Annotated in this window: 23 protein-coding genes and 1 tRNA gene; 19 read left to right on the top strand and 5 right to left on the bottom strand. The window is 63.7% G+C overall.

Annotated elements, in window-relative coordinates:
- Window positions 1–73 precede the first annotated feature (73 nt).
- The 8 genes from AC0YKC_RS24670 to AC0YKC_RS24635 all read left to right on the top strand — a co-directional run bounded on the left by AC0YKC_RS24670 (window position 74) and on the right by AC0YKC_RS24635 (window position 7,740).
- Window positions 74–622 carry a histidine phosphatase family protein gene (locus AC0YKC_RS24670; protein ID WP_434723175.1) on the top strand — a complete coding sequence of 183 codons (549 nt, stop codon included), beginning with the start codon at window positions 74–76 and terminating at the stop codon, window positions 620–622.
- Window positions 623–911: 289 nt separating this feature from the next.
- A tRNA-Ile gene (locus AC0YKC_RS24665) sits at window positions 912–980 on the top strand.
- 371 nt (window positions 981–1,351) lie between these two features.
- Window positions 1,352–2,494 carry a slipin family protein gene (locus AC0YKC_RS24660; RefSeq protein WP_488512943.1) on the top strand — a complete coding sequence of 381 codons (1,143 nt, stop codon included), beginning with the start codon at window positions 1,352–1,354 and terminating at the stop codon, window positions 2,492–2,494.
- 235 nt (window positions 2,495–2,729) lie between these two features.
- Complete coding sequence (locus tag AC0YKC_RS24655) at window positions 2,730–3,011, top strand: acyl carrier protein (protein WP_027167184.1); 282 nt, start codon at window positions 2,730–2,732, stop codon at window positions 3,009–3,011.
- Between the two features lie 55 nt (window positions 3,012–3,066).
- Window positions 3,067–4,254 (top strand): beta-ketoacyl-ACP synthase, encoded by a 1,188-nt coding sequence (locus tag AC0YKC_RS24650; protein WP_320295356.1) that lies wholly within the window; start codon window positions 3,067–3,069, stop codon window positions 4,252–4,254.
- A gap of 77 nt (window positions 4,255–4,331) precedes the next feature.
- Window positions 4,332–5,603: a beta-ketoacyl-ACP synthase gene (locus tag AC0YKC_RS24645; protein ID WP_488512942.1), complete on the top strand. Its 1,272-nt coding sequence runs from the start codon at window positions 4,332–4,334 to the stop codon at window positions 5,601–5,603.
- Between the two features lie 115 nt (window positions 5,604–5,718).
- Entirely contained in the window at window positions 5,719–6,747 is a 1,029-nt protein-coding gene (locus tag AC0YKC_RS24640; RefSeq protein WP_320295354.1) for a zinc-binding dehydrogenase, read from the top strand.
- A gap of 6 nt (window positions 6,748–6,753) precedes the next feature.
- Complete coding sequence (locus AC0YKC_RS24635) at window positions 6,754–7,740, top strand: lipid A biosynthesis lauroyl acyltransferase (protein ID WP_488512941.1); 987 nt, start codon at window positions 6,754–6,756, stop codon at window positions 7,738–7,740.
- A gap of 239 nt (window positions 7,741–7,979) precedes the next feature.
- On the opposite strand, the gene AC0YKC_RS24630 is transcribed toward AC0YKC_RS24635, so the two are convergent.
- Window positions 7,980–8,822: a hypothetical protein gene (locus AC0YKC_RS24630; protein ID WP_320295352.1), complete on the bottom strand. Its 843-nt coding sequence runs from the start codon at window positions 8,820–8,822 to the stop codon at window positions 7,980–7,982.
- A 188-nt stretch (window positions 8,823–9,010) separates the two neighbouring features.
- On the bottom strand, window positions 9,011–9,442 hold the full coding sequence (locus AC0YKC_RS24625; RefSeq protein ID WP_434723180.1) for a L,D-transpeptidase: 432 nt from the start codon (window positions 9,440–9,442) through the stop codon (window positions 9,011–9,013).
- Window positions 9,443–9,704: 262 nt separating this feature from the next.
- Here AC0YKC_RS24625 and AC0YKC_RS24620 point away from each other — a divergent pair, with 262 nt between their 5' ends.
- From AC0YKC_RS24620 to AC0YKC_RS24600, 5 genes are all read left to right on the top strand, one after another.
- Window positions 9,705–10,982: an acetylornithine deacetylase/succinyl-diaminopimelate desuccinylase family protein gene (locus AC0YKC_RS24620; protein ID WP_488512940.1), complete on the top strand. Its 1,278-nt coding sequence runs from the start codon at window positions 9,705–9,707 to the stop codon at window positions 10,980–10,982.
- A 127-nt stretch (window positions 10,983–11,109) separates the two neighbouring features.
- The gene (locus AC0YKC_RS24615; RefSeq protein ID WP_320295349.1) at window positions 11,110–12,591 is read left to right on the top strand and encodes an ABC transporter substrate-binding protein; all 1,482 of its coding nucleotides are present in this window, start codon (window positions 11,110–11,112) and stop codon (window positions 12,589–12,591) included.
- 250 nt (window positions 12,592–12,841) lie between these two features.
- The gene (locus AC0YKC_RS24610) at window positions 12,842–13,789 is read left to right on the top strand and encodes an ABC transporter permease (protein ID WP_488512939.1); all 948 of its coding nucleotides are present in this window, start codon (window positions 12,842–12,844) and stop codon (window positions 13,787–13,789) included.
- Window positions 13,786–14,655: an ABC transporter permease gene (locus tag AC0YKC_RS24605; RefSeq protein ID WP_320295347.1), complete on the top strand. Its 870-nt coding sequence runs from the start codon at window positions 13,786–13,788 to the stop codon at window positions 14,653–14,655. Before AC0YKC_RS24610 ends, AC0YKC_RS24605 begins: the two co-directional genes overlap by 4 nt.
- Window positions 14,652–16,274: an ABC transporter ATP-binding protein gene (locus AC0YKC_RS24600; protein WP_488512938.1), complete on the top strand. Its 1,623-nt coding sequence runs from the start codon at window positions 14,652–14,654 to the stop codon at window positions 16,272–16,274. Before AC0YKC_RS24605 ends, AC0YKC_RS24600 begins: the two co-directional genes overlap by 4 nt.
- A gap of 14 nt (window positions 16,275–16,288) precedes the next feature.
- On the opposite strand, the gene AC0YKC_RS24595 is transcribed toward AC0YKC_RS24600, so the two are convergent.
- Window positions 16,289–16,720, bottom strand: coding sequence for a TerB family tellurite resistance protein (locus AC0YKC_RS24595; protein WP_320295560.1), 432 nt, complete (start codon window positions 16,718–16,720; stop codon window positions 16,289–16,291).
- Between the two features lie 198 nt (window positions 16,721–16,918).
- Here AC0YKC_RS24595 and AC0YKC_RS24590 point away from each other — a divergent pair, with 198 nt between their 5' ends.
- The 4 genes from AC0YKC_RS24590 to AC0YKC_RS24575 all read left to right on the top strand — a co-directional run bounded on the left by AC0YKC_RS24590 (window position 16,919) and on the right by AC0YKC_RS24575 (window position 19,345).
- A complete protein-coding gene (locus tag AC0YKC_RS24590) occupies window positions 16,919–17,704 on the top strand; it encodes a TSUP family transporter (protein WP_434723185.1) in 786 nt (261 codons plus the stop codon).
- A 50-nt stretch (window positions 17,705–17,754) separates the two neighbouring features.
- A complete protein-coding gene (locus AC0YKC_RS24585) occupies window positions 17,755–17,925 on the top strand; it encodes a hypothetical protein (RefSeq protein WP_112127440.1) in 171 nt (56 codons plus the stop codon).
- Window positions 17,926–18,007: 82 nt separating this feature from the next.
- Entirely contained in the window at window positions 18,008–18,841 is an 834-nt protein-coding gene (locus tag AC0YKC_RS24580; RefSeq protein ID WP_488512937.1) for a helix-turn-helix domain-containing protein, read from the top strand.
- An 84-nt stretch (window positions 18,842–18,925) separates the two neighbouring features.
- Window positions 18,926–19,345, top strand: coding sequence for a VOC family protein (locus AC0YKC_RS24575; protein ID WP_434723187.1), 420 nt, complete (start codon window positions 18,926–18,928; stop codon window positions 19,343–19,345).
- Between the two features lie 371 nt (window positions 19,346–19,716).
- On the opposite strand, the gene AC0YKC_RS24570 is transcribed toward AC0YKC_RS24575, so the two are convergent.
- Together AC0YKC_RS24570 and AC0YKC_RS24565 are read right to left on the bottom strand one after the other, a co-directional pair.
- Entirely contained in the window at window positions 19,717–21,192 is a 1,476-nt protein-coding gene (locus tag AC0YKC_RS24570) for a cobyric acid synthase (protein ID WP_488512936.1), read from the bottom strand.
- Complete coding sequence (locus tag AC0YKC_RS24565) at window positions 21,192–21,809, bottom strand: dimethylsulfonioproprionate lyase family protein (RefSeq protein ID WP_488512935.1); 618 nt, start codon at window positions 21,807–21,809, stop codon at window positions 21,192–21,194. The genes AC0YKC_RS24570 and AC0YKC_RS24565 overlap by 1 nt, the downstream gene beginning before the upstream one ends.
- A gap of 139 nt (window positions 21,810–21,948) precedes the next feature.
- On the opposite strand from AC0YKC_RS24565, the gene AC0YKC_RS24560 reads away from it, so the two are divergent.
- Window positions 21,949–23,118, top strand: a complete 1,170-nt coding sequence (locus tag AC0YKC_RS24560; protein ID WP_320295340.1) for an isobutyryl-CoA dehydrogenase — start codon at window positions 21,949–21,951, stop codon at window positions 23,116–23,118.
- 48 nt (window positions 23,119–23,166) lie between these two features.
- Window positions 23,167–23,535, top strand: a complete 369-nt coding sequence (locus tag AC0YKC_RS24555) for a four helix bundle protein (protein WP_320295339.1) — start codon at window positions 23,167–23,169, stop codon at window positions 23,533–23,535.
- Window positions 23,536–23,728: the final 193 nt, after the last annotated feature.

The following is a 23,728-nucleotide window of genomic DNA, read 5'->3' as shown; positions in this document are numbered from 1 at the left end:
TTTTCCGGCCGGCTTTGCGGTCCCTATATGCCAATCACGGCCTTGGCCCCTCCGGGCCGCCGAAGGACTTCCGATGCTGCGAATTGTTCTGGCGCTTTTTCTCCTAGCTGTTCCGAGCCTTGCCCATGCGACCGACGCCGGCTGGGCGCTGCTGCGCGACGGCGGCCATATCGTGCTGCTTCGCCATGCCTTCGTCACCGGAGCTGCCGACCCGGCCAATTTCGACGTCGGCAATTGCGCCACGCAGCTCAATTTGTCTGAGCGCGGCAGGCAGCAGGCAAGCCGTATCGGCGCGCTGTTCGCGGCACGCGCGGCGCCGATCGATCACGTGCTCTCCAGCCGCTACTGCCGCTGCCTCGACACAGCGCGCATCGCTTTCGAATCCGAGCCGCAGCCCTTCGCGCCGCTTGATCTGCTCAAAACCGACCCGGCCGAAAAGGCCGCGCAAATGGAAGCGGTCATGAAGGAGATCCGCGGTTATTCCGGCTCCGACAATCTGGTGCTGGTCACGCATCTGGAAAACATCCAGGCGCTCACCGGCATAGCGCCGCGCGAGGGCGAGGCCGTGGTGGTGGCGCCGGAAGGCGACGGCCTCAAGGTGCTGGGACGCGTCACATTCTAAGGCGCCGGCCCGCGCGGCTCACTACTGTAGCCGAAATGCCACACCCGGAAGAAGCCGCAAATGCGCCGCGACAATGCCGCTTGCGACAACCCGTCGCAGGGTCTATAGGCGCGCTCCCGGTCACGAAAACCGAAGCGAGCACAACGGTTGGAGCTTTTGTCTCCGCCCGTGCAGGCGGCTTTGCCGCTCTGTATACGGCGCCGTTTCGGGTGTTGGGATTGCGGGTGTAGCTCACGGAGAGCGCCGGATTTGGGTCCGGAGGCAGGGTTCGACTCCCACACCCACGACATGGATAGCTCAGTTTGGTTAGAGCGTCAGACTCATAATCTGATTGTCGAAGGTTCGATTCCTTCTCCAACGGCCTGTTAAGCCGACACCCTTCCAAGGTGTTATCCAAAACGGTCCGGGGGCCGGAATGCTGAAGACTTGACGGACGGCTGAAGCCTTCGGGCCGAGGCCGTATCGAACGGTCCGAGGCCGTCGGCTCGCGGCCAGGCCCGCGGTGACGATCAAGGCGCGGTGTCGTCGGCAAGGGAGGCTTGGCCTCCGGCGCCCGCTTCACTGCCCCGCGATCCGCTCCCGAAGGCCCGCTTCGCGCGGATGCCACCGGTCCCCGGATCATTCATGCCGGGACATGAAGTACGAAACGACGTGAAACGAGAAAAGAAAAGGACGATCGACGCATGACGTGACGCCTCGCATGGGGCCATGCCCGACAGGAGTAAGACAATGACGACTATTCTCGACAAGGTTCTTGGACGCGAGCGCGTCCTCGTAAAGGAAAACGAACGTGCCCTCACCCTCTACAAGGGTGAGATCAAGGCTGTCCTGATGCCGGGTGAGCACGCGCTCGCCAACCGGCGCGGGAGCCTCGAGGTCTCCAGGCACGATCTGAAGAATCCGGAATTCGTTTCGGCATACGAGAAGGCGTTGTTCGACAAGCTCCCGGACGTGGCCGCGCGGCACTTCACGGTCGTTCGCACCGGGCGCACGGAGGTCGCCGTCATCGAGCGTGACGGGAGCCTCCACGCCGTGCTGGCGCCGGACCGCAAGCTCGTGCTGTGGACGGATGCCGGTCCGTGGAAGGTGACGATGATCGACACTTCGGCCGATCTCGCCATCGATCCGGCGGTCATGCGCCGGCTTGGCCAGGCCAGGAAGGCGGAGCTGATGTCCGTCCATCCAGTCGTGGACGGTCAGGCCGGGCTGCTCTTCGTCGACGGTGTGCTTGTGCGCACCCTGACGGCGGGCGTGCATGGCTTTTGGAGCGTCGGACGCATGGTGCAGATCAAGGTCGTCGACCTCAAGCGCCAGTCGCTCGATGTCGCCGGGCAGGAAGTGCTGACCAGGGATCGCGTCACGATCCGCGTCAACATCGCCGCCGAGTACCAGGTCGTTGATCCGGTCAAGGCGGTGGCGACGGTGAAGGACTTCTCCGAAGCCCTTTACCGCGCCCTGCAGTACGCCTTCCGCAAGACGCTCGGCGCGCTCACGCTGGACCAGATCCTTGAAAAGAAGGTGACGGTCGACGAGGACGCCGCGGCCAAGGTGCGCGAGGACATGGCCGCGATCGGCCTGGAGGTCAGCGATATCGCCCTCAAGGATGTGATCCTGCCGGGCGATATGCGCGAGATCCTCAACCAGGTGGTTTCGGCCGAAAAGCAGGCCGAGGCCAACGTCATCCGGCGCCGGGAAGAGACGAACGCCACGCGTTCGCTGCTCAACACGGCCAAGGTGATGGCCGAGAACCCGGTGATGCTGCGGCTGAAGGAGCTCGAGGCTCTCGAGGCCATCGCCGGCAAGGTCGAGCGGCTCACCGTCCACAACGGGACGGGCGGGCTGCTCAACGACCTGGTTAAGCTCCGCGACTGATGCATGTCGCCCAAAAGTGGTTCCGGTTTTGGGACAACGGCATGCATTGGAATAAAAGCCGACGCAGCGCAAAATGGAAGGGCCGCCGGGTCGACCGGCGGCCCTTCTTGCGTTTGCCCGGCCCCCTACCCATCTGCGGCCGGCGCATCAGGCCTTTTCCTGCCGGGAAAAACCGATTAGACAGCGCCCAAAGCAAGATGCGGACAGATTCCGCCCGCAACCGAAGGAAGAGCCCTTGTCCACCACGTTCGAGAAAGTCGCCAAGATCATTGCCGATACCAGCGAGATCGATATCGACACCATCACGCCCGAGAGCCACACCATTGACGACCTCGGCATCGACAGCCTCGATTTCCTCGACATCGTCTTTGCCATCGACAAGGAATTCGGCATCAAGGTGCCGCTCGAGAAGTGGACGCAGGAAGTCAACGACGGCAAGGCTTCGACCGACGATTACTTCGTCATGAAGAACCTGTGCGCCAAGATCGACGCGCTGGTCGCGGCCAAGGCGGCCTGAGACTGTTCGAGCGCTGCCTTGACGCGCCCTGTCTGCTGACCCACAACAGCCGCCCATGAGTTCCCACGACGTCGTCATCACCGGTATCGGCCTTGTCTCTTCACTGGGAGAAGGTCCCGACGCGCATTGGCAGAAGCTCACGCAGCCCGGCTTCCAGCCGGTGCTCGAGGCTGAGCGCTTTGCGCCTTACACCATCCATCCCCTGCCCGAGATCGACTGGAACCTGCAGATCGCCAAGCGCGGCGACCAGCGCCAGATGGAAACCTGGCAGCGCCTCGGCACCTATGTCGCCGGCCTGGCGCTGGATGACGCCGGCATCAAGGGCGATGATGAGCTTTGCACGACCATGGACATGGTGGTGGCGGCCGGCGGCGGCGAGCGCGACGAAGCCGTCGATGCCGCGATCCTCGCGGCCTCCGAGAGCCGCAACGACCGCGACGTGCTGCTCAACGAGAAGCTGACCACGGAACTGCGGCCGACGCTGTTCCTTGCCCAGCTCTCCAACCTGCTCGCCGGCAACATCTCGATCGTCCACAAGGTCACCGGTTCGTCGCGCACCTTCATGGGCGAGGAGGGCGCCGGCGTATCGGCCGTCGAGACGGCGGCCGCGCGCATCCGCTCGGGACAATCGACCCATGTTCTGGTCGGCGGTGCCTTCCAGACCGAGCATTCCGACATGCTGCTCGGCTATGAGCTCGCCGGTTACCTGCATCGCGGCCCATGGAAGCCGGTCTGGCAACGCCAGGGCGCAGAAGGCGGCGGTGTGGTGACGGGCTCGGGCGGCGCTTTCCTGGTGCTGGAGCAGCGCGAGCACGCGAAAAACCGGGGCCGCAAGATCTACGCCGAGCTTGGCCCCGTAGTCTCCGGCCGTGCAAGGCGCCGGCGCGGCGAACTGAATGCCGAAATCGCGGCGCTGCTGAAAAAGGCCGCCCTTCCGGACGGCGATCTGCTGACGATTTCCGCCGCCTCCGGCGCCCACGCCGCTACGGCGGCCGAGAAGGCCGTGCTCGACGCCAACCCGGCTTTGGCCGTGCGTGCTTTCTCGACGCTGACCGGCCACATGAAGGAGGCTCAATTCCCCTTTGCGGTTGCGCTCGCGGCAATGGCCGTCGACCGCAAGGCCGGCTACCCTGTCTTCGATGCCACAGTGGAGCGCCCATTCCAGGGCGCCCCGAATTCCGTCCTTGCAACCGCGATCGGCTATCACCAATTCGAGGGCCTTGGGCTGGTGAAAGCCGCCTAGATCGGTTTTTCCGCAATTCCGGGCGGAAAGCCGCTACACACTTTCCTGGAATTGCTCGATAACGAGGCAGACAAAGCATGGCCAATCTTCGCGACCACATGGGCAGGCCAATCGTCGCCGTGACCGGCATCGGCGTGGTGACCTCGCTCGGCGTCGGCAAAGCAGACAACTGGGCAGCGCTGACCTCGGGGAAATCCGGCATCCATCCGATCACCCGCTTTCCCGTCGATCAGCTCAACACGCGCATTTCCGGCATGGTCGACTTCCTGCCGTCGAGTTCCAGGGGCGCCAGTCACCTCACTTACGAACTGGCCGAGACCGCCGCCCAGGAAGCCGTGTCGGAAGCAGGCCTCGATTCCGGCGATTTCGGCGGCCCGCTGTTCCTCGCTTCGCCGCCGGTCGAGCTCGACTGGGCCGACCGCTTCTCGCTCTACAATGCCGACAAGCAGGATGGCGGCGCAGAAAGGCTGCTGCGCGTGGCGCGCGGGCTGAAGGAGCTCGACATTTTCGAAACCACCCAGTTCGGCTCGATCGCCGATCGTCTCGCCGACCGGTTCGGCACGCGCGGCCTGCCGATAACGCTCTCGACCGCATGCGCCTCAGGCGCTACCGCCATCCAGCTCGGCGTCGAGGCGATCCGCCGCGGCGAATGCGACAAGGCGCTGTCGATCGGCGCGGACGGTTCCGCCACCGCCGAAGCGCTGATCCGCTTCTCGCTGCTCTCCGCTCTCTCCACCCACAACGACATTCCTGAAAAGGCCTCAAAGCCTTTCTCCAAGGATCGCGATGGCTTCGTGCTGGCCGAAGGATCCGGCGCGCTGGTGCTGGAATCGCTGGAAGCCGCATTGGCTCGTGGCGCGACGGTCCTCGGCATCATGAGCGGCTGCGGTGAAAAAGCCGACGATTTCCACCGCACCCGCTCCAAGCCCGATGCCTCGCCGGCGATCGCGGCGGTGCGCGCCGCCCTTGCCGATGCGGGCATGAGCGAGGACGAGATCGACTACGTCAACGCGCACGGCACCTCGACGCCCGAAAACGACAAGATGGAGCACCTGTCGCTGTCCACCGTCTTCGGCGAGCGCATCGGCTCGATGCCGGTCTCGTCGAACAAGTCGATGATTGGCCACACACTGTCGGCCGCCGGCGCGGTGGAGGCAGCCTTCTCGCTGATGACCATGCGCGAAAGCGTCATCCCGCCGACCATCAATTACGACAATCCCGATCCGGCGATCGTCCTCGATGTCGTGCCGAACAAGAAGCGCAACGCCGAGGTTGGCACCGTTTTGTCGAATTCCTTCGGCTTCGGCGGCCAGAACACCTGCCTTGTCATGGCGCGGGAACCGGTCTAAGCGGACTTTTTCAGCCAATGTATGTCGCGCAAAAGTGAAATCGGTTTTGCGATGACGACATGCATAAACAAAGAACTAAAGCGCAACGCGCTTTAGAACTGAACCGACAGGCCCTATGCGCGCATTGCAACTTATCGAGGACCGCCGCCTTGAAACGGTGGACCTGCCGCCTCCCCCGCCGCCTTCGCTGGGCGAAGTGACGCTCCGCATCAAGGCGGTGGCGCTCAACCATATCGACGTCTGGGGCTGGCGCGGCATGGCGTTTGCCAAGCGCAAGCTGCCGCTGGTCGTCGGCGCCGAAGCCGCCGGCGAGGTCGAGGCGGTCGGACCGGGCGTCTCCAATCTCTTGCCGGGCCAATTGGTGTCGATCTATGGCGCCCGCACCTGCGGGCTCTGCCGCGCCTGCCGCGAAGGCCGCGACAATCTCTGCGAGCATGTGTCCGGCGTCCATGGCTTCCATCTCGACGGCTTCGCCCAGGAAAAGATCAACCTGCCGGCACGCCTGCTGGTGCCCGCTCCTCCCGGCGTCACCGAGATCGGCGCCGCGGTCGCTCCGGTCACCTTCGGCACGGTCGAGCATATGCTGTTCGACAACGCCAGGCTAGAGCCCGGCGAAACCATCCTCGTCCATGCCGGCGGCTCCGGCATCGGCTCCGCCGCAATCCAACTCGCCAAGAAGATGGGCTGCACCGTCATCACCACGGTCGGCTCGAACGACAAGATCGACAAGGCCAGGGCGCTTGGCGCCGATCACGTCATCAACTACCGCGAGGACCGTTTCGAAGGCGTGGTGCGCAAGCTGACCAGGAAGAAGGGCGTCGACGTGGTGTTCGAGCATGTCGGCGCCGACACCTTCGCTGGCTCGATGCTGTGCCTGAAGCGCGGCGGCCGCCTCGTCACCTGCGGCTCGACCTCAGGCGTGTCGACGCAGGTCAACCTGATGCAGCTCTTCCAGCAGCAGCTGAAGCTGCTCGGCTCCTTTGGCTGCCGCATGGAGAACATGGCCAACGCCATGCAGAAGATGGCGGCGGGGCTCGTTGCCCCGGTCATCGATACCGAGGTGGGTTTCGACGACATCGACGCCGCGCTGAAGCGCATGGAAGGCCGCGACGTCTTCGGCAAGATCATCCTGCGCGTTTCCTGAGACAAGATGGTCGGCAAGGTGTTCAGGAAAGCCCGCCGGGACTTGATGTTCCGCTACGGCTTGCGGCTGCGCCAGCTGGAGCACTGGCTGGTCGCCAAGCTCGCCATCGTGTTGCTCTCGCTGCTGCGCCTTCTGCCGCCTGACAGCGCGCTCAACTTCGCCGACCGTGCCGCCCGCCGCATCGGCCCGCTGGTCGGGCGCCATCGTGTAGCAGTCGAAAATCTGCGCCTCGCCTACCCGCAAAAGAGCGACGCCGAGATCGAGGCCATCGCACGCGACATGTGGGGCAACATGGCCCGCCTCGCGGCCGAATACATCTTCCTCGATGCGCTGTTCGACTTCGATCCGGACGCCTCGGAGCCGGGCCGGGTCGAGGTACGCGGCGTCGAGCATTTCCACGAGATCGCCGGCGAGAAGAAGCCGCACATCCTGTTCACCGGCCATCTCGGCAATTTCGAGTTGCTGCCAGTGGCCGCCGCCACGTTCGGCATGAACATCACGGCGCTGTTTCGCCCACCGAACAACCCCTATCTCGCCGACTACATCCACTCGACGCGCCGCTCCTCGATGGGCGCCCTGCTGCCCTCCTCCACCGGCGCGTCCTTCGCCCTTGCCGCCATCCTGGAAAAGGGCGGCAATATCGGCGTGCTGGTCGATCAGAAATTCTCGGGCGGCGTGGACACGACCTTCTTCGACCGCCCATGCCAGAGCAATCCGATGCTCGGCATGCTGGCGCGCCACTATGACTGCGATGTCTACCCCGCCCGCTGCGTCAGGCTGCCGGGCAACCGCTTCCGCCTGGAAATCGAGGACAAGCTGACCTTGCCGCGCACCGAAGGCGGCAGCGTCGATGTCGCAGCCACCACCCAGCTGCTCACCGATGTCGTCGAGCGCTGGGTGCGTGAGGATCCCGGACAGTGGATGTGGTTCCACAAGCGCTGGGAAATCAGCGGCCGCCGCCGCAAGCGCGGACAGGCAAAACCCGCCAACTGAGATTCCGAACCACCGAGGCTAGAGCAATTCCAGGAAAAGTGCGTAGCGGTTTTCCGTCCGGAATTGCGTAAAAACAAAGACTTAGAGCGGTTCGGCGATTCCGTGAAACGCTGAACCGCTCTAGCCTATTTGCGGCCGGAAAAGCCTCGCGGACTTCACTACACACAAAAAAGAAAAGCCGCGAAGATTGATCTTCGCGGCATCGATATTGGCTTGGCGATCAGGCCAGCAAAGCGATCTCAGAAGATCGGCACCCCGAAGTTCGGCCGGTAAGTGTCCATGGTCGCGCCATTGCGGTCTTCTGAAAGCAGGGTATCCGAGCCGAAGCTGGCCCTTAGCCCGACCACATACTTGTGGACGTTCACGCTGCCCGACGCCTCGGATATCGTCAGGTGGTCCCACTGATAGCGCCCAAACACGGACCAGGGCGTGCCGGAAAACCTGTAGGTCGCCTGCAAAGCGCCTGTGAGAGTGTCGAGATGACCGCCACCCGCGGACAGTCGCGAGTATCCAAGTTCACCATCGAAGCGAAGGTTGTCCTGAGCAAAGAAGCGCACCACGCCGCGCCCGCCCCAATTGTCGAAATGCTCGGATTCGCCGCTTGCCCGCAACTGGCCGTAGTAAACTTGGCCATAGAGCGTCACGTTGCCGAAATACGCCTGAGCTTCAGGACCGACGGTGAAGCTATAGAGGTTCGCGTCGCTTAGACCTTCGTCGCCGCCATATCCATTGAGCGTCGCAAACCCGCCAAGTGCATAAGAGCTCGGGTCGCGCCAGTAGCCATGAACGGCCCCGCCATAGCTGTAGATGTTCGTTCCCTGCACCCAAAGCGAATCGACGACGGCATCGGTCTGGATGTTCCAGCGGGCATCAATCGGGAAATTGACGCGAGCGGCGCCACCGGCCGCCGTGCCCGTCTCGTGATCGCCTGGGACCGAAAAATAAAGGCCGCCGAGATAGAGCTCGCCATAGCCCGAAATATGCGGCTGTGCGAGTTCCTGATCCAGAACAACCGGCGCATCGGCAGCGAAGGCTGAGGTGGCCGTTGCCGCGAGTGCGGCGCCTAGAAGAAATCGATACATCTGTAGTCCCCAAGCAAACGAGATTAGCGTCTGCTTATCTACCACTGCGCAGCGATACAAACCAGTCGAACATGGCGTAAGCCATTGTTTTTCGTGGCATGTGAGGCTTTAAGGCAACGCTCAACGATCACCGAGGCGTAGGCAGCAGTCGCCGCCTGCGCCGGGTGAAATCCTCGGTCCGGCCAAACTCAGTTGGCCACGACGATCCGCGTGTTGCCGAAGCCGACTTCCTTGACCATCGCATAGAACATCGCGGCGTTGGCCGGATGCAGGCGCACGCAGCCATGCGAGGCCGGGCGCCCGAGATTTCTCACCGCCCCGGTGCCGTGGATGGCGTAGCCGCCGTGGAAGAACACCGAATAGGGCATCGGCGAGTTGTCATACTTGCGCGAATACCACATCCGGGCGGTCCATTGCGGCCGGTAGCTGCCGCGCGGCGTGAAGTAGCCCTTGCGCGCGGTCGACACGCTCCAGCGGTAAACAACCTGGCCGTATTTGCTGACGGTCATGGTCTGTGTCGAGACATCGATGTTGGCGACCAGCGTGGCCGCCCGGCTTGCGATAGACATGCCGAACAACGCGGTTGCCAGCACGGTTGCCATGAGAACGAACTTTTTCATGCGATCAAACCCCTTTGATTGCCCCCTGCCATTCGCGCGGTTTTTCCATCTTTTTGCCGGCAGATGCGTTAAGTACCACACACTCGTTGACGAATCCGCCAATCCAATGCGGTGAATTTGAACGATTTTCCCGGTATAGTTGCCGCTGCGACACTCACCCTCTGGAGTTTAGGAAGGCGCGTTGGGCCATGCCCGGATCGTCGTGTGGCAATGAGCGACTGGCTGCTTGCAAAAGTGCCGCGTTCCTTCTTCAATCCGCCGGATGAATGAACGACTTCTCAAGGCGGTCGAGGGTCGGGTCGACGACCTCGTTGCGCTGACCGCGGACCTGATCCGCTTTCCGACCGTCAACCCGCCAGGCGGAGCCTACCGGCCATGCGCCGAGTTTCTCGGCGCGCGTCTCAGGAAACGCGGCTTCGAAACCGAGTTCATCCGTGCCGAAGGCGCGCCCGGCGACAGCGACCGCTATCCGCGCGTTAACGTCGTCGCCCGCTTCGACGGCCGCTCGCCCGGACCTTGCGTGCATTTCAACTCGCATATCGACGTGGTCGAGGCGGGCGAAGGCTGGACCGTCGATCCCTTCGCCGGCGTGGTGAAGGACGGCAGGGTCTATGGCCGCGGTGCCTGCGACATGAAGGGCGGCCTGGCGGCCTCGGTCATCGCCGTCGAGGCCTTCATGGAGGTCCATCCGGATTTTCCCGGCGCCATCGAGATATCGGGCACGGCGGACGAGGAATCGGGCGGTTTCGGCGGCGTCGCCCATCTGGCGCGGCTCGGCTATTTCTCGAAGCCGAAGGTCGACCACGTCATCATTCCCGAACCGCTGAACAAGGATCGCATCTGCCTTGGCCATCGCGGCGTCTGGTGGGCCGAGATCGAGACCAAGGGCGAGATCGCGCATGGCTCGATGCCGTTCCTCGGCGACAATGCGGTGCGCCATATGGGCGCCGTCCTGCAGGCTTTCGAGGACGAGCTGTTCCCGGCCCTCGACCGCAAGATGACGCGCATGCCGGTGGTGCCGGAAGGCGCCAGGCGCTCGACCATGAACATCAATTCCATCCATGGCGGCCAGACCGAGGATTTCCGGCCGGGGCTGCCCTCGCCCAACGTGCCGGATTCCTGCCGGCTCACCATCGACAGGCGTTTCCTGCTGGAAGAGGACATCGCCACCGTCAAAAGCGAAGTCACAGGCATCCTCGAGCGGCTGAAGCGCGAGCGCAAGAAATTCGACTACGAGATCCGCGACCTGATGGAGGTGCTGCCGCTGATGACCGAGCGTGACGCGCCGGTGGTGCAGGCCGTCGCGAAAGGCATCATGGCGGTGTTCGACCGCGAACCCGACTACGTCATCTCGCCCGGCACCTACGACCAGAAGCATGTCGCGCGCATCGGCCACCTCTACGATTGCATCGCCTATGGCCCGGGCATTCTCGACCTCGCGCACAGGCCGGACGAATGGGTGGGCATCGCCGACATGGTGGAATCGGCCAAGGTGATGGCGATCGGTCTCAACATCCTGCTGAGAGGCACGACGGACTGATTGCGCCGATCATGGGAAAAACATTTCCCGCGGCGGGACACGGCAGCATGAAACGCGATTTACTCGCGCGCGAAATCACGCTTCTATCCGCCAGCTTGACCACGTTTTGAGCAATGGGAGTTCAGCGATGAAACTGTGGAAGACCATCCTGGCCGCGGCTGTGCTGTCGCTTGCCGCCGCCACGTCGGCCTTTGCCGCGCGCACTGATCTCACGCTCGGGATCGTGCTCGAGCCGCCACATCTCGATCCGACCGCCGGCGCGGCCGCGGCCATCGGCGAAGTCACCTATGCCAATGTCTTTGAAGGGCTGACGCGCATCGACGACAATGGCCGGGTTCAGCCCGCTCTCGCCGAGAGCTGGGCAGTCTCCGACGACGGCAAGGCCTACACGTTCAAGCTGCATTCCGGCGTGAAGTTCCACGATGGCTCGGCCTTCAGCGCCGACGACGTTAAATTCTCGCTGGACCGGGCACGTGCCAAGGATTCGCTCAATCCGCAAAAACAGCTCTTTGCGCACATCACCGATGTCACGGCGGTCGATCCGGCGACCGTTAAGGTCACCCTCGACGGGCCGCAGGGCGATTTCCTCTACGACGTGGGCCAGGTTGCGGCGGTGATCGTGGCGAAGGGATCGGCCGACGGCAATAAGGACAAGCCGATCGGCACTGGTCCATTCAAGCTCGATCACTGGGCGAAGGGTTCCGAGATCACACTCGTCAAGAACCCGGACTACTGGGGTACACCCGTCGCGCTCGACAAGGCGACATTCCGCATCGTTCCCGACGCCGCCGCGGCTGTCCCCGCACTGCTCTCGGGTGACATCCAGGCTTTCGCCAACATGCCCGCGCAAGACGCGCTCGGGCAGCTCCAGTCCGACCCGCGCTTCAGCGTCGTGATCGGCTCGACCGAGGGCGAGACAATCCTGTCGATCAACAACAAGAAGCCACCCTTCGACAAGCTTGCGGTGCGGCAGGCGCTCGCCTCGGCGATCGATCGCAGCGCTATCATCGCAGCGGCCTCGAACGGTCTTGGAAAGCCGATTGGCTCTCATTTCTCGCCAGGCGATGCGGGCTATGTCGATCTCACCGGAGTCTATCCGCACGACATCGCCAAGGCCAAGGAGTATCTGAAGGAAGCGGGGCTGGAGAACGGCTTCTCGGCCACGATCAAGCTGCCGCCCGTGCCCTACGCACGCGACGGCGGCCAGGTGATCCAGTCCCAACTGAAGGAGATCGGGGTCAATCTGCAGATCATCCCGGTCGAATGGGCGGAGTGGCTGAGCCAGGTCTTCACCAACAAGGATTACGACCTGACGATTGTTTCCCATGTCGAGCCGAACGACATCGATATCTATTCGCGGCCCGGCTACTATTTCCAGTATGACAATCCGAAGTTCAACGATGTCATCAAGGCGCTCGGCACCACGGTCGACAAGGACAAGAGGCTGGAACTGCTGGGCGAGGCGCAGAAGATTCTCGCGCACGACGTGCCCGCCGTTTACCTGTTCGAGCTGCCCAAGATCGGCGTCTGGGACGCCAAGCTGCAGGGCATGTGGACGAACTGGCCGATCGAGGCGGACGATCTCACCAAGGTCAAGTGGACGGATTGAGGGCAGTCGGCCAAGGGCAAACGTTGCGTTCCGTCGCCCCCCTCTCTGCCCTGCCGGGCATCTCCCCCTCAAGGGGGGAGATTGCGCTCCCTTCGCTGCTTTCGCCAATTTCCTGCGCCGCGTTGGTGTCACCGGCGCGGAAACTGCTGATCTCCCCCCTTGAGGGGGAGATGCCCGGCAGGCCAGAGAGGGGGGCGACAGAACGCCATCTTTGCCCAGTCTCTGCACCCGCCAACCAAACCATCCCGCAATGACAGCCTATCTCCTGAAGCGCCTGATCATTGCGGCCCTCACCCTGGTGCTGGCCTCGATCGTGGTGTTCGCGGTTATGGAGATCCTGCCCGGCGACCCGGCGCGCCTGATGCTGGGCATGAATGCCAGCGCCGAGCAGGTCGAAGTGTTGCGCGACCAGATGGGGCTGAACGCGCCGTTGGTGCTGCGCTATCTCCACTGGGCGGCGGGCTTGCTCAGCCTCGATTTCGGCCGCTCCTACACCTATTCGGTGCCGGTCATCGACCTGGTGCGTGAACGCGTCGTGGTCTCACTGCCGCTGGCGCTGATCGCGCTGGCGCTCTCGACCATCATCGCCATTCCGGTCGGCGTCTTCTCCGCCAGCCGCCAGGGCCGGGCGAGCGACACGCTTTCCATGGGCGCCGCCCAGCTCGGCGTCGCCGTGCCGAATTTCTGGTTCGCGCTGATGCTGATCTATCTGTTCGCCGTCTGGCTGCGGCTGGTTCCGGCCGGCGGTTTCCCGGGTTGGAGCGCCGGTATCTGGACGGCGCTGAAATCCCTGATCCTGCCCGCCATTGCCCTCGCCCTGCCGCAGGCGGCGATCCTGGCGCGCGTCGCCCGCTCGGCGCTCATCGAGGTGCTGAACGAAGACTATATCCGCACCGCCCGCGCCAAGGGCCTGCCCTACCGCGCAGTTCTGTGGCGCCATGCGCTGCGCAACGCCATGATCCCGGTGCTTACCATCCTCGGCCTGCAATTCGCCTTCCTGCTCGCCGGCACCATCATCATCGAGAATGTCTTTTACCTGCCTGGCCTCGGCCGGTTGATCTTCCAGGCCATCACCCAGCGTGACCTGATCGTCGTCGAGAGCATCGTCATGCTGCTGGTCGCCGCCGTGATCCTGATCAACCTCGTTGTCGACTTCTCCTACGCCATCGTTGACCCCCGCCTCAGGGGCCGGCAATGACCATGCGCGTCGACCTGCCCGAAGAGACCATTGCCGGCGTGCTGGCCAAGGCCTTCGGCAACCGCTCCTTCCTGATCGGGCTCATCATCACGCTGCTGGTCGTGGCCGTCGCGCTCCTCTCCTTCCTGTGGACGCCCTTTGACGTCACCAGGCTGGTGATCGCCGACAAGACGCAGCCGCCCTCCTGGGTACACTGGTTCGGCACCGACCATTTCGGCCGCGACATCCTGTCGATGATCATGGTCGGCGCCCGCAATTCGATCGCAGTCGCGCTGGTCGCGGTCGGTATCGGCATGGGCATCGGCGTGCCGCTCGGCGCCTTCGCCGCCGCGCGCGGCGGAATGGCCGACGAGGCGCTGATGCGCGTCAACGATCTCGTCTTCGCCTTTCCGGCTCTGCTTTCGGCGATCATGATCACGGCGATCTTCGGCCCTGGCGCCGTCAACGCCATCATCGCCATCGGCATCTTCAACATCCCGGTCTTCGCCCGCGTCGCCCGCGCCGGCGCTTTAGCCATCTGGCCGCGCGAGTTCATCCTTGCCGCGCGTGCCGCGGGCAAGGGCATGACGCGCATCAGCGTCGAGCACATCCTGCCCAACGTCGCGACGCTGCTGCTTGTCCAGGGCACGATCCAGTTCGCGCTGGGCATCCTCGCCGAAGCCGGGCTTTCCTATGTCGGCCTTGGCGCCCAGCCGCCGATGCCGAGCTGGGGCCGCATGCTGTTCGACGCGCAGACCCGCATGGTGACGGCGCCCTGGATGGCGATCTTTCCCGGCATGGCCATCGTCGTCACCGTGCTTGGTCTGAACCTGCTCGGCGACGGCATCGCCGACATCCTCGATCCAAAATCGCGGCGGCGCAGATGAGCCTGCTCGAGATCGAGAACCTGTCGCTGACGATCGGCGCCACACCGATCCTCAAGGGCGTCGAGCTGACCATCGCGCCAGGCGAGGTGGTCGGCCTGGTCGGCGAATCCGGCTCCGGCAAGTCGATGACGGCGCTGACGATCATGCGGCTTTTGCCGCATCTGGCTCGTGCCGACGGCCGCGTCGCCTTCAACGGCATCGACATCCTTGCCGCGAGCGAGGACCAGATGTGCGCCTTGCGCGGCGACGATATCGGCATGGTCTTCCAGGAGCCGATGACGGCGCTCAATCCGGTCAAGACCATCGGCGAGCAGGTCGCCGAAGGCATCCGCTGGCACACCAAGGCCGGCCGCGCCGAGGCCGAGGACCGCGCCCGAAAAATCCTCGACCGCGTCGGGCTGCCCGAGGCCAAATTCCCGCTGTCGCGCTACCCGCATGAACTGTCCGGCGGTCAGCGCCAGCGCGTCGTCATCGCCATCGCCTGCGCGCTGAAGCCGAAATTGCTCATCGCCGACGAGCCGACGACGGCGCTCGACGTGGTGCTGCAGGCGCAGATCCTCGATCTTTTGCGCGATCTCGTGCGCGAGAACCGCATGGGGCTGCTGCTCATCTCGCACGACCTCGCGGTGGTGACCGAGATGGCCGATCGCCTGACCATCCTGCGCCGCGGCGAGGTGACGGAGGCCGGCGACACCGCGCGCACGTTGTCGGAGCAACAGCATCCCTACACGCGCGAGCTGGCGCTGGCCTCCATGCACGTGCCGGCGCGCCCGAAACCGCACCTTGCCGGCTCGGCAAAACCCCTGCTCGAAGTCGATGGCGTCGGCCGGGATTATCCGGGACGGCGCATATCCTTGTTCCGACCGGCGCGACCGATCCGGGCCGTCGACGATGTCTCGCTCACCATCGAGCCCGCGCAATCGGTGGCGCTGGTCGGCCGCTCGGGCTGCGGAAAGTCCACGCTTGCCCGCATGATCCTGGCGCTCGACAAACCGACGGCGGGCACGATCCGCTTTCGCGGCGAGCCCATCACGGGCAAGCCGGAAGCGGCGCTGAGGCCGGCCCGGCGCGACATGCAGGTGGTGTTCCAGGATCCTTACGGCTCCTTCGACCCGCGCCAGAAGGTGGAGAAGCTGGTGGCAGAGCCGCTGCATCTTCTCGAAAGGCAGCCGCCCCTGGCCGAGCGCCGCGAGATGGTCGCCCATGCGCTGGATGAAGTCGGTCTCGGTCCCCGCGACATGGACAAGTACCCGCATGAATTCTCGGGCGGCCAGCGCCAGCGCCTGTCGATCGCCCGCGCCATCATCACGCGCCCGAAGCTGGTGGTCGCCGACGAGCCGGTCTCGGCGCTGGACGTCTCGATCCGCGCCCAGATCCTCGACCTTTTCGCCGAGCTCAACCAGAAGCTCGGCATCGCCTATCTCTTCATCACCCATGACCTGACGGTCGCCCGCGCCATGGCCGACGAGGTGCTGGTCATGCATGAGGGCAAGATCGTCGAGCGCGGCCGGGCCGCCGATGTGCTCGACCATCCGCGTTCGGAAGCGGCGCAGGCGCTGGTCGCGGCGGCGCCCGACCTCCACCGCGCCATCGCGCGCAAAATGCAGGAACAGGGGTAGACGAACAGTCGGCTTCAGCTCTCCGGCTTCACCACATCGACTGGACGGATATCGAGCAGGTCAAGCGTGCGACGCAGCAGCCGGACTTCGCTCTCCGCCAGCTTGGAATCGGCCTTGGCGATCTCGGCCATGTGGCGCGCAAGCAGCTTTCGCCGCTCGACATCGAGATCGCGGAACAGCGCGATCGCCTGCGAGCCGTTGGTCTCGTAGCCATAGTCGTTGAGATATTCGATGACACTTTCGATGCTGGCCTCCGGGATGCCGAAGGCTTCCTTGCAGATGTGCCGGAAGACGACCATCTCGCTCTCCGAGACCGAGCCGTCAGCCAGGATCATGCGGAACAGCATCAAAAGTTCCGCCGACAGCACCGGGTCGTCCGCCACCTTGCGCACACCCGGGTCACCGTCGAAGATCGAACGTATCTGGTCGAGCAGCGCCATCGCTATCAGCCTCCTCCGCGATTCCATCTGATTGTTAGAGCAATTCCAGGAAAAGTGTGAAGCGGTTTTCCGTCCGGAATTGCGCCAATGCAAAGAACAGAGCGGTTCGACGTGGAACGGCGAACCGATCTGGCGTGGAATTGGTCTTGCGCAAACTGGTTGAGCGTGATGCAAGCTGCGGCTCTCCTCGCCGCGACTTGCCTGATGATCGACCTTACCCTGCAGACCATCCTCATTTTGATTGCTGCCGCCTTTGCCGCCGGCTTCGTCGACTCGATCGCCGGCGGTGGCGGGCTGATCACGATCCCGGCGCTGCTGCTCGCCGGCTTTTCGCCGGTCGCCGCGCTCGGCACCAACAAACTGCAGGGCATGTTTGGTTCCGGCTCGGCCACCATCCACTATGCCGCCAACGGCCAGGTCGACCTGCGCCGTCAGCTGCCGTCGGCGCTGCTGGCGCTTGTCGGCGGCGCGATCGGTGCATTGCTTGCGACCGTCGTTCCCGGTGATTTCCTGCGCGCCCTGCTGCCGCTGCTTCTGATCGCCATCGCGCTCTATTTCGCGCTGAAGCCGAACATGGACGACGTCGACCGCGCCGAGCGGCTGTCGCCTTTCCTGTTCGGGCTGATCATCCCGCCGCTGGTCGGCTTCTATGACGGCGTCTTCGGCCCCGGCGCCGGCTCCTTCTACATGCTCGCCTTCGTCACCCTTGCCGGCTATGGCGTGCTCAAGGCGACGGCGCATACCAAGCTGCTCAATTTCGCTTCCAACATCGGCGGCTTCATCGTCTTTGCCGCCGTCGGCGTCATCGATTGGAAGATCGGCCTGATGATGGGCGTGGCGCAATTCCTTGGCGCCCGTGTCGGCGCCAGCCTTGCCATCCGGATCGGCGCAAAGCTGATCAAGCCGCTGCTGGTGGTCGTCTGCCTGGCGCTCGCCGCGAAGTTGCTGGCCGACCCGGCCAATCCCCTGCGCCAGCTCATTGGTGTCTGAGGCTCCTGCTGATACTATCGGGGTGTGCGAATCATGTTGGAGGGACGGACATGAATCTCAGTGCACCTACCCAGATCGTGTTCATTATTTCATTGGTCATCGCCATCATCGGCCTTCTCGCCGCTCTTGGCGTTCTTGCATTCATTCCGCTTGCGTCTGTTTGGATCATGCTCATCGCCTATATCGTGCTCGCCGCCGGCTGCCTGATGCGCGGCGCGTGAGCGCAACATTCTCTGGCAACTCGGAGCGCCCGGCCCTGCCGGGCGCTTTTGATTTGAGGACGCGGTCTGCTAGGCTTGCGCCATGTCCGACGAGCCAGAGCGCCATCGACAGGATAATCGCTCTCCCGCCCTCCATTTCGAGATGGTCCGGCGCAAGCCCGCCGCGTCGCTTGCAGGCATCGTCACGGACATCTGCGGCTATCGGGAGACTTGCTCTGGCCATTTCCGCATCGTCGAATACGCCTCGCTGACCGTGCCGCTGGTGATCAGCTTTGCCGAAGCCTTCGCCATCGGACTCGGCCACACACCGGGCGACAACGATCGTTACGCCAGCTTCGCCGCCGGCCTCTATGCCGGTCCAGTCATGATCGAATCCTTCGGCGGCGCCTGCTGCGTCCAGGTCAATTTCACGCCGCTTGGCGCCAGGCAATTCTTCGGCCTGCCGATGAGCGAGTTGCGGGACCGCATGATCGGGTTGGACGACGCGCTGGGTTTTGACGGCGTCGCTCTGCGCGAACAACTCGGCGAGGCGTCGGGTTGGGACGCGCGCTTCGACATTGCCGAGGATTTCATCGCTGGGCGTCTTGCCGAAGCGAATGGGCTTTCGCCCGAAATCGCCTGGGCCTACAGGACGGTCATAGAGTCGGGCGGCCGCACCCGCATTGCGGCCCTCGCCGGCGAGATCGGCTGGAGCCGCAAGCATCTGGCTGCCAAATTCACCGACGCGATCGGCATCGGCCCGAAGACCTTGTCACGCATCGTGCGCTTCAATCGCGCGCTTTCGCTGTCGAAGCAGCAGGACGATGACTGGGCCGGCATCGCCGCCGACTGCGGCTACGCCGATCAGGCGCATCTGGTGCGCGAATTTCGCCAGCTTGCCGGCGAAACGCCGACGGCGCTCGCAGCGTCGATGTAGGCGCCGGCGCGGTAACATTTCTTCAAGACGGGGAAACTGCCTTCGCACAAACTGGCATTCATCAACCGGCACAGGGAGATTGTCATGCCGACAGCAAACGAAGCACCCCGTCTCTATCCGGCTCTTCGCTACAGGAACGCCGCCAAGATGATCGACTGGCTGAGCGAGGCCTTCGGCTTCGAACTGCGCGCCCGCTACGGCGAAGGCGACACAATCCACCACGCCGAGCTGACCTTCGGTTCCTCGATGATCATGTTGGGCAGCGCGCGCGACGACGATTACGGCAAGATGGTCGGTGATCCAGGCGGGGGCGGCGGCAAGTCGATCTACATCGCCGTCGATGACGCCGATGCCGCCTACGCCAAGGCGAAGACGGCCGGTGCCAGGATCATCCAGGAACTGGTCGACCGCGACTATGGCAGCCGCGAGTTCATCTGCCTCGACCCGGAAGGCAATGTCTGGTCCTTCGGCACCTATTGGCCGAAGGCGGGAGAGAAGGCGTAGGACGTCTCGCCGACGTTGGGGATTGGCGACAGCGTCTCAACTTCGTCATCCACGGGCGAAGCAAGGAGCGAAGCGACGCGCGCAGACCCGAGGATCCATGCCGTTACTTTCGCCGAGGGACGCAGCGGAGCAAAATTCTGTACCGTTGCTGCGCCTTAAAGCATGTCTCCCGAAAGTGGGAACCGGTTTCGGGATAAAGACATGCGTAAAATCAAAAACCTAAAGCGCATGGAGCGAATCTGAAAGATCGCGACGCGCTTTAACGTCACGGAATGGATTCTATGGTCTGCGCGCGTCGCTTCGCTCCTTGCTCCGCCATAGAATGACGATCCGATGAGCGTTTTCGCCAATCTCAGACGTTGGTGAGAGGCCTATCGCGCCAATCCGAAAATCGCATCGCAGTCGAGATGCTTCTCCAGCTCGGCCGCGACCTCGTCCAGCGCCTTCTCGACGTCCGCGCGATAGTCGATGCCGCCTCCCCTGACGCCAAGGCTCTCAAGGTAGGCGGCGCGAAAAGCGTCGGCGGCAAACAGCCCGTGCAGATAGGTGCCGATCACCTTGCCGTCGGCGGAAACGGCGCCGTCCTCGACACCGTTTAGGATCGCCGAAGGCCGCGCGGTGTCCGGGCCGGTGGTGCGGCCGAGATGGATCTCGTAGCCCTCGAGCGGCAGGCCGAATTGCAGCGAATGCGCGCTTGAATTGCGCACGGTCTTTTCCGGCTCCATTACCGTTTCGATGTCGAGCAGGCCGAGACCCTCGGCCTCGGTGACGTTGCCTTCGATGCCGTCGGGATCGCGCACGATGCGGCCAAGCATCTGGTAGCCGCCGCAGATGCCGACGACATGGCCGCCGCGCTTGCGGTGCGCAAGAAGGTCGCGATCCCAGCCATTCTCGCGGAATTTGATGAGATCGCCGATGGTCGATTTCGAGCCGGGAATGACGACGAGTCCGGCATCCTGAGGCAGCGGTTTTCCCGGCGGCACGAACACAACCTCGACCTGCGGCTCTGCCTTGAGCGGATCGAGATCGTCGAAATTGGCAATGCGCGCCAGCATCGGCACCGCCACCTTCAGCGCCCGTTTCTCGCCGGAAGCGAGGCGTTCTAGCACGACGGAATCCTCCGAAGGCAGCCGGCCGGCCGCCTTCAGCCACGGCACGACGCCGAAGCAGCGCCAGCCGGTGAATTTTTCGATCGCGCCTATCCCGTCGTCGAACAAGGAGACGTCGCCGCGGAACTTGTTGATGAGATAGCCGGCGATCATGCGCCGGTCTTCCTCCGGCAGGATGAGATGCGTGCCGGCCACGGAAGCGATGACGCCGCCGCGATCGATGTCGCCGACCAGGATCACCGGCACATTGGCGCGCGTCGCAAAACCCATATTGGCGATGTCGCGGCTCCTGAGATTGATCTCGGCCGGCGAGCCGGCGCCCTCGACGATGACGAGGTCGGCGCCCTCGCCGACCTTGTCCCAGGAATCGAGCACCGCGTCCATCAGTCCGGCCTTCATCGCCTGGTAGTCGCGCGCCCGCGCCTCGCCATAGACCTTGCCCTGCACCACCACTTGCGAGCCGATATCGCTCTGCGGCTTGAGCAGCACCGGGTTCATATGGACGGTCGGCCGCACGCCGCAGGCCAGCGCCTGCAGCCATTGCCCGCGGCCGATCTCACCCTCGCCGGCCCTGTTGTCGTCGGGGATGTCGGCGACGGCCGCGTTGTTCGACATGTTCTGCGGCTTGAACGGCCTGACCTTCAGCCCACGATTTCTCGCGGCGCGGCAAAGCCCCGCGACCAACACCGTCTTGCCGACATCGGAGCCGGTGCCCTGCAGCATGATCGCCTTGGCCATCAGCCCCTGCCCCTCAAGTCGTTCAACGAGCCGATCGTCGATTTCTGCGCCAGCGGCCCGCCGCGCCAGAGATAGAGCGCCATCAGCGGCTCCTTGCCCGTGCGCATGGCATGATTGACGTTGGAGGCGTGGTGAATGACCTCGCCGGCCTCGCGGACATGGAAATTGCCCTCGCCCATCCGCCATTCCGTGCCGCCGGTCAGTGGGATGTAAATTTCCTCGGCGATGTGGTGATGGTCGGGATAGACGATGTCCGGCCCGAGGATCAGCAGGCCCGCGGCTACCTCGTCATTGACGAAGTGTCCGCGCGTGCCGAACACTTCCAGCCAACCGTAATTGTCGATGAAGGTTTGCCCGAAATCGGCCGGTGTATAGGTCTGTCCCCAGCGCAACGCGCCCCGATGGTCGGCAACGAAATGCGCCAGCGGCTTGGCGTCGGCCGGTGCAAGCTCGGCGATGCGATCGAGATGGCCAAGGCAGCCAAGCGCGCGCGGTTCGAGCGCACGGACCGGCATGTCCCAGCCGATGCGCGCGATCTCGTCCGCGACCCGGTTGCTGTCGACGCCGGCGAGATAGCCGCGGAATCGATCCAGCAACTCTTCGAAAATTGTCGGCACGCAAGAGCTCCGTTAGTCATTCCGTGCACAGCCGGTTCTCAACGGCCCGGGTTGCGCGGCGGCATCATTGGTCTAGATTGAACGGCGCGCAAAGCCAAAAACGACAGGCCAGAAGGCCTGAAACGACAGGGAGCACGCCATGGACGCGGCAGTCGATGCGGGCACTGGCCAATTCGAACTCAACGAGGAACAGCGCGCCATCCAGGAGATGGCCCAGGCCTTCGCGGCGGACCGCGTCGCGCCCAATGCGCTCGACTGGGACAAGGCAAAGCACTTCCCCGCCGACGTGATCCGCGAGACCGGGCCGCTTGGCCTTGGCGGCATCTATGTGCGCGACGACGTCGGCGGCTCGGCGCTTGGACGGCTCGATGCGGTGCTGATTTTCGAGGCGCTCGCCCACGCCGACCCGGCCTTCTCCTCCTTCATTTCCATCCACAACATGGCGGCCTCGATGATCGACCGCTTCGGCAGCGAAGAGCAGCGCCAGCGCTTCCTGCCGAAACTGACCTCGATGGAATGGCTGGCGAGCTATTGCCTGACCGAGCCCGGCTCGGGCTCGGATGCGGCTGCGCTGAAGACGCGCGCGGTGAAGAGCGGCGGCGACTACGTGCTCAACGGCGCCAAGCAGTTCATCTCCGGAGCCGGCGACAGCGACCTCTATGTCGTGATGGCGCGCACCGGCGGCGACGGCCCGAAAGGCATTTCGACCTTCGTCGTGCCCAAGGATGCACCCGGTCTCTCCTTCGGTGCCAACGAGCACAAGATGGGCTGGCACATGCAGTCGACCCGCCAGGTCATCTTCGAGGATTGCAAGGTGCCGGCCGAGAACCTGCTCGCCACCGAAGGCGCCGGCTTCGGCATCGCCATGGCCGGGCTCGACGGCGGCCGGCTCAACATCGCCGCCTGTTCGCTGGGCGGGGCGCAGTCGGCGCTCGACAAGGCGCTTGCCTATACGGGTGAGCGCAAGGCCTTCGGCTCCAAGATCAACCAGTTCCAGGCGCTGCAGTTCAGGCTGGCCGACATGGAGACGGAACTGCAGGCGGCCCGCATCTTCCTCTACGCAGCCGCTTCCAAGCTCGACCGCAAGGCGCCGGATGCCGGCAAATGGTCTGCGATGGCCAAGCGCTTCGTCACCGATATCGGCTTCGACATCGCCAACCAGGCGCTGCAGTTGCATGGCGGCTACGGCTATCTGCACGATTACGGCATCGAGAAGCTGGTGCGGGATCTCCGCGTCCATCAGATCCTCGAAGGCACCAACGAGATCATGCGCGTCATCATTGCGCGGGCGATGATTGGTAGGCAGTAGGCAGTAGGCAGTAGGCAGTAGGCAGTAGGCAGTAGGCAGTAGGGAAAGATGTCCGGCAAGATCAACTCGTACAAGGATTTGATCGTCTGGCAGCAAGCCATGGATTTGGCTGTCGCTACCTACTCATTGACCAAGGCATGGCCAAAAGAAGAATTGTATGGGTTGACCAGCCAAATTCGCCGCTCGGCCACATCTATCCCCGCAAACATTGCGGAGGGTTACGGCCGAGACAACACCGGCTCTTATCAGCAGTTTCTCAGAATAGCACAGGGCTCTCTGAAGGAGGTCGAGACGCACCTCCAGATCGCAGAACGCATCGGCCTGGCCACTCGTGATGAGGTTCATCACATGCTGTCAGCCACAGAAGCCATCGGAAAAATGCTTCGCCAGCTTATTATCAAGCTCGCACCTGAATAAACCCCCTACTGCCTACTGCCTACTGCCTACTGCCTACTGCCTACTGGAGTGCACCCCAAAATTGAGACAGAGGTATAAGGGACAGTCCTAAGAGGGACTGATGCCCGGAAGACGCAAATTTAGCCGAGAGGTGAAGCTAGCAACCGTTGAGCGGATGCTGGCAGGTGAGGATGTGGGGGCCTTGTGCAGAGAG

The sequence above is a fragment of the Mesorhizobium sp. CNPSo 4661 genome (assembly GCF_057784215.1).
The sequence above is the reverse complement of the archived record's forward strand: the minus strand, read 5'-3'. Positions and strand labels throughout refer to the sequence as shown.

Excerpts from the sequence above, each read along its gene's own strand:
- AC0YKC_RS24670 (WP_434723175.1), top strand. The coding sequence starts at position 74 with ATGCTGCGAATTGTTCTGGCGCTTTTTCTCCTAGCTGTTCCGAGCCTT.
- AC0YKC_RS24660 (WP_488512943.1), top strand. The coding sequence starts at position 1,352 with ATGACGACTATTCTCGACAAGGTTCTTGGACGCGAGCGCGTCCTCGTA.
- AC0YKC_RS24650 (WP_320295356.1), top strand. The coding sequence starts at position 3,067 with ATGAGTTCCCACGACGTCGTCATCACCGGTATCGGCCTTGTCTCTTCA.
- AC0YKC_RS24645 (WP_488512942.1), top strand. The coding sequence starts at position 4,332 with ATGGCCAATCTTCGCGACCACATGGGCAGGCCAATCGTCGCCGTGACC.
- AC0YKC_RS24640 (WP_320295354.1), top strand. The coding sequence starts at position 5,719 with ATGCGCGCATTGCAACTTATCGAGGACCGCCGCCTTGAAACGGTGGAC.
- AC0YKC_RS24635 (WP_488512941.1), top strand. The coding sequence starts at position 6,754 with ATGGTCGGCAAGGTGTTCAGGAAAGCCCGCCGGGACTTGATGTTCCGC.
- AC0YKC_RS24630 (WP_320295352.1), bottom strand. The coding sequence starts at position 8,822 with ATGTATCGATTTCTTCTAGGCGCCGCACTCGCGGCAACGGCCACCTCA.
- AC0YKC_RS24625 (WP_434723180.1), bottom strand. The coding sequence starts at position 9,442 with ATGAAAAAGTTCGTTCTCATGGCAACCGTGCTGGCAACCGCGTTGTTC.
- AC0YKC_RS24620 (WP_488512940.1), top strand. The coding sequence starts at position 9,705 with ATGAATGAACGACTTCTCAAGGCGGTCGAGGGTCGGGTCGACGACCTC.
- AC0YKC_RS24615 (WP_320295349.1), top strand. The coding sequence starts at position 11,110 with ATGAAACTGTGGAAGACCATCCTGGCCGCGGCTGTGCTGTCGCTTGCC.
- AC0YKC_RS24610 (WP_488512939.1), top strand. The coding sequence starts at position 12,842 with ATGACAGCCTATCTCCTGAAGCGCCTGATCATTGCGGCCCTCACCCTG.
- AC0YKC_RS24605 (WP_320295347.1), top strand. The coding sequence starts at position 13,786 with ATGACCATGCGCGTCGACCTGCCCGAAGAGACCATTGCCGGCGTGCTG.
- AC0YKC_RS24600 (WP_488512938.1), top strand. The coding sequence starts at position 14,652 with ATGAGCCTGCTCGAGATCGAGAACCTGTCGCTGACGATCGGCGCCACA.
- AC0YKC_RS24590 (WP_434723185.1), top strand. The coding sequence starts at position 16,919 with ATGATCGACCTTACCCTGCAGACCATCCTCATTTTGATTGCTGCCGCC.
- AC0YKC_RS24585 (WP_112127440.1), top strand. The coding sequence starts at position 17,755 with ATGAATCTCAGTGCACCTACCCAGATCGTGTTCATTATTTCATTGGTC.
- AC0YKC_RS24580 (WP_488512937.1), top strand. The coding sequence starts at position 18,008 with ATGTCCGACGAGCCAGAGCGCCATCGACAGGATAATCGCTCTCCCGCC.
- AC0YKC_RS24575 (WP_434723187.1), top strand. The coding sequence starts at position 18,926 with ATGCCGACAGCAAACGAAGCACCCCGTCTCTATCCGGCTCTTCGCTAC.
- AC0YKC_RS24570 (WP_488512936.1), bottom strand. The coding sequence starts at position 21,192 with ATGGCCAAGGCGATCATGCTGCAGGGCACCGGCTCCGATGTCGGCAAG.
- AC0YKC_RS24560 (WP_320295340.1), top strand. The coding sequence starts at position 21,949 with ATGGACGCGGCAGTCGATGCGGGCACTGGCCAATTCGAACTCAACGAG.
- AC0YKC_RS24555 (WP_320295339.1), top strand. The coding sequence starts at position 23,167 with ATGTCCGGCAAGATCAACTCGTACAAGGATTTGATCGTCTGGCAGCAA.